Origin of the sequence: Marinilactibacillus psychrotolerans, from assembly GCF_900101525.1 — a bacterium.
Taxonomy (GTDB): domain Bacteria; phylum Bacillota; class Bacilli; order Lactobacillales; family Carnobacteriaceae_A; genus Marinilactibacillus; species Marinilactibacillus psychrotolerans.
Window position 1 is genome coordinate 49,249 of sequence record NZ_FMZD01000017.1, and the last position, 8,630, is coordinate 57,878.

Genomic DNA, 8,630 nt, shown 5'->3' on the forward strand with positions numbered 1-8,630 from the left:
CATTCTACAATATTATAACATGAAACCTATAGGTGCGAAAGTTTGTTCTGACGGTCTCTGGAGTAATCCTCAACAGACAGCATTACTTTTGACGTTTGGGATCGTTTCCCTGTAAACTAAGTGTATCTAAAATAGTCTAAGGGGGAAGAAAAGTGGGATCAATTTTTGATGGTTTTTTCAAAAAAGGACAAGAAAACAACGAAGCAGCCGAAATTGAGTATGTGAACGAAAATAATGAGAACCTTGAGAAAGTAAAAGTATCAATCAGAATTTTTGGAACGGTTCAGGGTGTAGGATTTCGTTTTACTACTAAACAGACCGCTGATGAGATTGGTGTGACAGGAATAGTCAGAAACGAAAATGATGGATCAGTATACTCAGAAGCAGTAGGAACTTCTGATCAGATTAATCAATTTATCGAAGCATTGAGAAAAGGACCAAGTCCAGCTGCTCATGTTGACAAAGTTGTTGTGGAATTTGATAAAAACATTGAAGAAAAATCGAATTTTTCTCAGTCTAATTGAATTATTCTTTTTTATAAGGTATAGTGAGAATTGGCGATTTAGCACCTCACTAATTTATTAAAGGATTGAATAAAATTGAAAACTAGAACAAAGAAATGGATACTTTCCGGTGGAATGCTATCTTTAATGTTATTCATGGCTGGTTGTATTCGTATTGATGAGTCCGGGAACCCTGCTGGATCAATCTCTCAATTCTTATATGATTATCTTGTAGTACCTACACAGCAATTTATTGAATTTTTAAATGGTATATTCGGCAGTTATGGTTTAGCCATTATTGCTATTACTATTATCGTAAGGATATTGATTTTACCCCTAAGTATTCGTCAACAACGAGCTACTATGGAACAACAAGTTAAAATGTCAGTCGTAAAGCCAGCTGCTGATGAAATTCAAGCTGAAATGAAAGAAGCGACTGATCCAAAACAGAAACAAGAACTTCAAGCAGAGTTAATGTCACTTTATCGAGAAAACAATGTCAATATGCTGGGCAGTCTTGGCGGATGCTTACCTTTACTCATTCAGATGCCAGTCTTTACAGCGATGTTCCAAGCCATCAGGATGTCTGAAAGTATTCAAAATGCTTCATTTCTTGGGATAGGATTAGGTGAGCGTAGTATATTACTTGCTCTCGCAACCGGGGCTGTCTATTATTTACAATCAAGAGTCATGCTTTTAGGGATGCCTGAAGATCAAAGAAAACAGTCTAATACTATGATGTTGATGAGTCCGATTATGCTACTCTTTATTTCTTTCTCAAGTCCTGCTGGTTTAACGTTGTATTGGCTCGTGGGTGGTTTCGTAGCCATCGCTCAGTCAGCAATTACAACTTTTTATTATAAACCAAAAGTACAAGCAGAATTGAAAGAAAAACATGGGGAGGTACAAGTCGTTGAACGTAAACGCAAACCTCGTAAGGAAGCAGAAAAAGTAGTGAATAGCGATCAAACTACTTCAGCATCAAATCGAAACAAACGAAATGCCAGTCCTTTTGAAAGTAAAAGCAAAAGAAATGAAGGCAAACAAAAAAGATAAGTAAATAAAAGAGTCGCAAATGAGGTTATTCCTCTACTTGCGACTCTTTTTCTGTTGAATCTTTCTCACTCTCTGTTTCCAAGATCGGCAAAATAATTCTAAAAATAGAACCGTGATCTAATACACTTTCTGCCCATATTTTCCCTTTATATCCTTCTAATAATTCTTTTGCAATAGAAAGTCCTAACCCATTCCCGCCTTTATATCGACTTCTAGCTTTATCAATTCGATAAAAACGATTAAAGATCTTTTCTGTATCTTCTTCGGACATTCCTTCACCATAATCTTGAATGACTATTTGAACTTTTTTGTCACTCATGGAAACTGATAGATGCACTTCTTTCCTATCTGTAGAATACTTTACAGCATTATCAAGCAGGATAATCAGAATCTGTTCCAAATGATTTCGATAGATGTTAACATATATTTCTTCTCTCAAATCATCATCTAAAATAAACGTAAAATCCGGATGAACTAATTGAATATTATTATAAGTGGCATTTATAATTTGCCTTACTGGTGTTTTTTCGTTCTTATAGTGGATTTCAACTTGTTCCGCTCTGGAGAGGTCAAGCATTTCTTGTACAAGACTCTTCATTCTTCCTATTTCTTGTAATGACGCATCTAACGATTCCTCGAGTACTGTAGGGTCATTTTTTCCCCAACGATTCAGTAATTTCAAGTGTCCCTCTACTACTGCTACAGGGGTTCTCAGTTCATGCGAAACATCTTCTACAAATTGTTTCTGGTGTTCAATATTTTTCTGCATTCTACTCAACATACTATTATAGGCATTCGCTAGATCTGTTAATTCATCTTGTCCGTTCCCAGCATCAATTCTATCTACATAGTCCGGATCGTTTTCGATCTTTTTCATAGCGTCTGTAACTTTTCTGATCGGCAGTAAAAATCTACGTGCAATCATATATCCAATAATTGCACTAAACATTAAAGCAATCAGACCTGTAACTAGAATGGCCATTAAGATACTGTTAGACAAGCGGTGATAAGATTCAAGCGTATTTACTACTTGTAAATAACCGATCTGTCGGTTATTCAGATATGAAAAAATAGGTGTACGAGCGGAGAACGCTTCTCCATTCGGTCCATCAATCGTATCAACTCTCAATTCATCTGTTTGTTCAAAAGAGGCATCAACTGTTGAAGATTCATATAATAACTTAGCATTATTATTATAAACTCGTATAAACATACCCCCAGGGCTAGTGCCCAGAGGGGTGGTTGATACTGTACTTTTATCTTTTGTTTCAGAATAAGATGGAAGCAACTGTAACTGATTTAGTTCCAGTGTTTCAGCAACTGATTCTTCCGTTAAAGCATAAAATTGAGATCCAAAACGATCTGATAAAATTTGAACGGTTTCTCTTAATGAGTCTTCTTCATTTTCCAGCATAATTTGTTGAAAAGTAACATACAGGATCGTGGAAAAAATCGTGTATGTCAAAAAAATTGCAATAGCAGCACCAGTTGTCCATTTCCATCTTAATGAAATTCGTTTTTTCTGATTTGCTAGTGATTGGTTCACGTACGCATCACATACCCTGTACCACGAACAGTTTGAATGTAACTTTCACGATTCGGTACGTCTATTTTATTTCTTAGATAACGTATATAGACATCGACTACATTTGTTTCAACTTCTGTTTCGTATCCCCATACTTTATTAAGGAGAACTTCTCTTGATAAAACAACATTGACATTTTCCATTAATTCGACCAATAGTTCATATTCACGTTTAGTCAATTCAATAACATCTTCTCCACGTCTTACCACTCTATTTTCTTTTTCAACTGTTAAATCTTTGTAGGTAACCGTGGTTTGTCTGTTTGCATTTTCTTCTGTTTCAATTTCAATACGTCTAAGTAATGCGCGCATTCTAGCCAACAACTCTTCAATTGCAAAAGGTTTTACAACATAATCATCTGCACCATGGTCAAATCCTGAAACACGATCAATTACAGAATCTCTTGCTGTCATCATGATAATGGGTACATTACTTACTTGACGAATACGACGAGCAACATCAATCCCATTCAATTCCGGCAACATTAAATCGAGTAACACAATATCCCACTCTTCATTCTCATCAATCGCTGCTTCAAGACCCGCACGTCCATTAAAACGAACTTCAGTCTCAAATCCTTCATGATTCAACTCTAATTCAACAAAACGAGCAAGGTTTTTTTCATCTTCAATTATTAAAATTTTACCCATTTCTTCAGCTCCTAGCTATCTTTTAATTTTTAGTAATGACTTTGTTTATTTGTTTTTTTTAGATATATTAAAAAAAGATAAGAATATGTCTATGGACTTATCTGCCCATCTATACATAACTAGTTTAACATAGTTTACAGATAGAAAAAATGCAAGCTTGCAATTTTTTCTAATTTTATTCTCATATCTGACTTTATTAAATATTTTTATCTTTGCGCACAAAAAATGCGAGATCCAAAAAAGTGGATCCCACATTTTTTCATTTTCGTTTAGCCTTACAGCCTAATTTAAATAAAAAGAATTAATCCCATTGCTCTTGTCCATTATCTCCATACCAGTCAAAGTGGAACGTTCCTTCTTTGTCAGTGCGTTCATAAGTGTGCGCTCCGAAGTAGTCACGCTGAGCTTGAATGATATTAGCAGGTAAGTTTTCTGTACGATAAGAGTCGTAGTATGCAATAGCAGAAGAAAATGCTGGTACAGGTACTCCAGATTGAACAGCTACTCCAACAAGATCACGAACGGATTGTTGATAATTCTTAGTAATATCCATGAAGTATTCATCTAGTACTAAGTTTTTCAATTCTGGTGTTCTGTCATAAGCTTCTGTAATTTTTTGCAGGAATCCTGCGCGGATAATACATCCTGCGCGGAAAATCTTAGCGATTTCTCCATATTTCAGATCCCATCCATATTCTCTTGAAGCTGTACCCATTTGTGCAAATCCTTGAGCATAACTCATGATTTTACTAAAGTACAGTGCTTGACGGATTTTTTCTACTAACTCTTTTTTGTCTCCATCGTATGCTTTCTTTTCTGGATGAGGCAAGATTTTACTTGCAGCCACACGTTCCTCTTTTAATGCTGAAATATAACGAGCAAATACCGATTCTGTAATCAATGGTAATGGCACCCCTAAATCTAAGGCACTTTGAGAAGTCCATTTACCTGTACCTTTATTACCTGCACGATCCAGAATAACATCGACCATTGGCTGACCAGTTTCTGGGTCTTTTTTAGTTAACGCATCTGCAGTGATTTCAATTAAGAAACTATCTAGTTCAGTCGTATTCCATTCACGGAAGACTTCAGCTGTTTCTTCATTGGTTAATTCTGCAACATCACGAAGCAAATGATAAGCTTCAGCAATCAACTGCATGTCTCCATACTCGATACCGTTATGAACCATTTTTACATAATGTCCAGCGCCATTAGGGCCAATGTATGTTACACATGGTTCACCGTCTGCAGGTGCTTTAGCAGCGATTTTCTCTAAAATAGGAGCGATTAAGTCATACGCTTCTTTTTGTCCACCCGGCATGATTGCAGGACCTTTTAGTGCGCCTTCTTCTCCGCCAGATACACCAGTTCCAATAAAGTTAATTCCTGATTCTGCTAATTCTTCACTACGACGAATTGTATCTTTGTAGAACGTATTTCCTCCATCTACAAGGATATCTCCTTTGTCTAAGAAAGGAAGAAGTTGTTGGATAACGGCATCTGTTCCTTTACCTGCTTGAACCATTAACAAGATTCTACGAGGTTTCTCTAATGAATCAACGAATTCTTTTAACTCATGTGTTGCGACTAAATTCTTACCTGGATTTTCAGCGATTACTGCATCTGTTTTTGATCCAGTACGATTATAGATGGATACACTGTATCCGCGACTTTCAATATTTAAAGCAAGGTTTTTCCCCATTACTGCCATACCGACTACGCCGACTTGTTGTTTACTCAAATTATTTAACTCTCCTCTCAGGATGATCTTGAAGACTAAGTACAGTCAGAACACAGAACAAAAGTTATGCCTTTATTCGAATCTACTCAATCTATCTGATCAAATTCCCAACGTTATGATTAAAGTATACACCCTCATCTATATTAAAACGACTGATGGCGCATATTACTTTTATTGCTTAGCTTTATAGTATCAAACTTTGAACATTTTTAAAACAATCTTCTACACTCTTGAAAAAAAAGCTCATTTTGCTTACACTTATAACGAATAATAACCATCATGAAGAAAGTTGGTGTAGACTCGTGGCAAAAAACGATAAAAATAAAAAATCAAACGTCATTACTAAAATCATTATCTGGGCAATGGTCATCACTATGGCTGTTCCAGCCATAGCATCCCTATTAGGCGCTATAATGTAAAGTTAAGTCATGGATATTTTTCCATGACTTTTTTTATTTAATAGTTTTTTATTTTCTTGTTAGATGCTAATGCTAAAAGCTCTTTAGCTGTATCAATTGTTAATTTTGTAATCTCACTACCAGCAAGCATCCGTGCTACTTCTTGGATCTTATCGTCCTCGGGTAGTTGTTCCACATGTGTACTCGTTCTTTCGTCTATGATTACTTTGCTGATGTAAAGATGCTGATCCGCCATTGCTGCTACTTGGGGCAAATGAGTAATACATAATACTTGAGAATATTGTGCTACAGAATATATTTTATCTGCTATTGCCTGAGCAACCCTGCCACTCACCCCTGTATCCACCTCATCAAAAATAATGCTCGTCATACCTTGTTCTTTAGAAAAAATTGTTTTCATTGCTAGCATCATTCTAGATAACTCGCCGCCTGATGCGACTTTCACTAATGGTTTTAGTGGTTCGCCAGGATTCGTGGCTACATAAAATTCTACTTTGTCCATACCATTCTCATAAGCAGCATTAGTTTTGAACTCTTTCATTTCTTTGCTGAAATGCACTGAAAAGACGACCTTATCCATAAACAGTTCCTTTAATTGTTCATGAATGGCTTTTTCTAATCGTTTTGCTACTTCTCTTCTGTATTTAGATAAGCCGTAAGCTTCTTTTACTAATTTTGTTTCTAACTCTTTTACTCTTTTATTTAGATGATCCATCTGACCTTCACGATTATCTATTTTTTCAAGCTCGGCTAATGCTTTGCTATAAAAATCCTTGATTTCTTGAATAGACTGACCATATTTGCGCTTAAGTTGTTGAATGAGATTCAGTCTTGTCTCAATTTCGTTTAACCGTTCTTCGTCATATTCCAGATTGTCCATTTCATTATAAATATCACTCGAAGCTTCTTGGATCTGAAAAAAAGCTGCTGAGACTGTATCAGAAATTTGTTTAAATTTTTCATCCATTCCTTCTATAGAAGCCATACTGTCCATAGCCTGGCCCACTAGATCCAGCCCACTGTTTTCTTCTCCTTGAAGCGCATTATAACTAGAAGAGAGTGCTTCTACTATAGATTGGTGATTTGAAAGCTTTTGTTCTTCTTCTTTTAATGTTTCTTCTTCATGATCTTCAAGCTGTGCTTCTCCTATTTCATCTACTTGAAACTTTAATATATCAAGTCTCTGAGCCAATTCTTGTTCATTATACTGCCATTCATTTTGTTCTTTTTTTACAGCTTTATATTCTTTGTAAAGTTCTTTATAACGTTTTTTTGCATTTGCCAATTTTTTATCGCCGTATTGATCAAGCAATTCAATATGGCTTTCTGGTACCATCAGTTCCTGATGCTCATTCTGACCATGTATATCAATCAATGCGGTTCCAATTTCTTTCAGAACAGCAATGGTTACAATGGTTCCATTAATTCGGCAAACATTTCTACCTGTAGCAAAAATTTCCCTCTGGATCATGATGACTTCATCATCTGAATCGATCGCATGTTCATCCAGCAACTTCATAACTTCCTGATTTTCATTCAAAGAGAAGTGACCTTCTAATAAACATTTTTTTGTACCGTATCTTACAAATTCTGTAGAACCTCTTCCGCCGGCAAGCAATCCGACTGCATCAATAATAATTGATTTACCTGCACCAGTTTCGCCAGTTAAAACGGTCATACCATGGCTGAAATCTAATGATAAATCTTGAATAATAGCAAAATTCTGAATATGCAATGCTTGCAGCAAAGCAAACCCTCCCACTCTAAAATTGAATAGACATTTTGGTTGATTTATACAAATGAAATCATTCTTCTTTGGAATATTTCTGCCTGATCTTCTGATCTACAAATAATGAGGACTGAATTATCTCCAGAGATACAGCCAAACATTTCTTCATAATTAGCTGTCTCAATTAAAGTGCCTAATGCAAACGCATTACCTGGTAAAGTTTTTATGATAACAAATTCTTTTTGAGTATCAATTGACACAAAAGCATCTTTCATTAATCTAGATATTTTCTTTGATATATTAAAATTCATTTCTGGTGGTAAGCTATAATGATATCCTCCAGATTGTGAAGGAACTTTAATCAGTTGCATCTCTTTAATATCGCGCGAGATAGTAGCTTGTGTTATGTCAATTCCACGATTAAGTAAAATTTCAACAAAGTCTTCTTGTTTTTGAATTGTCTCTTGCTGAACCAACTGTCTTAGTAAATGATGTCGCTCTTTTTTTTTCATTTTATATCACTCCTACTTTAAGTACTAGTATCAATACACTAAGTCAATCCTCTTTATTAACAAACAACTAATATGTCATGGTAAGATTTTGAGAGTGTAAAATATCTTGTGTAAATAGAAAAAAGGAAGTCCCTTCTGTAGAATAGAGTTACCACACTACATTCACAGAAAAGAGGACTTCCCTATGAACAATCTTACTACAGATATCTTACAGACTCTAGCCACAAAAGGTGATTTAAACGAATGTTTTCGTTCTCATCTAGAATTAGCCGTTAACACCCTCTTAAAAACAGAATTGACTGCCTTTTTGGATTATGAAAAATATGATCGGATCGGTTTCCATTCAGGAAACTCTCGTAATGGCACCTATGATCGTAAGGTCAAAACCGAATACGGCGAACTTCAGCTTCAGATTCCACGTGATCGGAATGGTGA

8 protein-coding genes are annotated in these 8,630 nt (G+C 35.6%); 3 read left to right on the forward strand and 5 right to left on the reverse strand.

The annotated features are described in order from the left end of the window. Positions 1-152 precede the first annotated feature (152 nt). Both BLT22_RS09330 and yidC read left to right on the forward strand, forming a co-directional pair. A complete protein-coding gene (locus tag BLT22_RS09330; protein WP_091762762.1) occupies positions 153-524 on the forward strand; it encodes an acylphosphatase in 372 nt (123 codons plus the stop codon). A gap of 75 nt (positions 525-599) precedes the next feature. After that, the gene (gene yidC / locus BLT22_RS09335) at positions 600-1,559 is read left to right on the forward strand and encodes a membrane protein insertase YidC (protein ID WP_176935431.1); all 960 of its coding nucleotides are present in this window, start codon (positions 600-602) and stop codon (positions 1,557-1,559) included. Between the two features lie 25 nt (positions 1,560-1,584). Here the strand turns inward: yidC and BLT22_RS09340 are convergent, their stop codons facing one another. The 5 genes from BLT22_RS09340 to argR form a co-directional block, all read right to left on the reverse strand. Next, positions 1,585-3,105: a sensor histidine kinase gene (locus BLT22_RS09340; RefSeq protein WP_236048926.1), complete on the reverse strand. Its 1,521-nt coding sequence runs from the start codon at positions 3,103-3,105 to the stop codon at positions 1,585-1,587. Further along, positions 3,102-3,794 (reverse strand): response regulator transcription factor, encoded by a 693-nt coding sequence (locus BLT22_RS09345; RefSeq protein WP_072695406.1) that lies wholly within the window; start codon positions 3,792-3,794, stop codon positions 3,102-3,104. Before BLT22_RS09345 ends, BLT22_RS09340 begins: the two co-directional genes overlap by 4 nt. A 301-nt stretch (positions 3,795-4,095) precedes the next feature. Further along, positions 4,096-5,535, reverse strand: coding sequence for an NADP-dependent phosphogluconate dehydrogenase (gene gnd / locus BLT22_RS09350; protein ID WP_091762764.1), 1,440 nt, complete (start codon positions 5,533-5,535; stop codon positions 4,096-4,098). 456 nt (positions 5,536-5,991) lie between these two features. Then, positions 5,992-7,701 (reverse strand): DNA repair protein RecN, encoded by a 1,710-nt coding sequence (gene recN / locus BLT22_RS09355; RefSeq protein WP_087056974.1) that lies wholly within the window; start codon positions 7,699-7,701, stop codon positions 5,992-5,994. Positions 7,702-7,745: 44 nt separating this feature from the next. Then, positions 7,746-8,195 (reverse strand): arginine repressor, encoded by a 450-nt coding sequence (gene argR, locus BLT22_RS09360; RefSeq protein ID WP_087056973.1) that lies wholly within the window; start codon positions 8,193-8,195, stop codon positions 7,746-7,748. 184 nt (positions 8,196-8,379) lie between these two features. Between argR and BLT22_RS09365 the strand changes: the two genes are divergently transcribed. After that, positions 8,380-8,630: transposase (locus tag BLT22_RS09365; protein WP_176935433.1), on the forward strand; the 251-nt coding region annotated here is incomplete at its 3' end.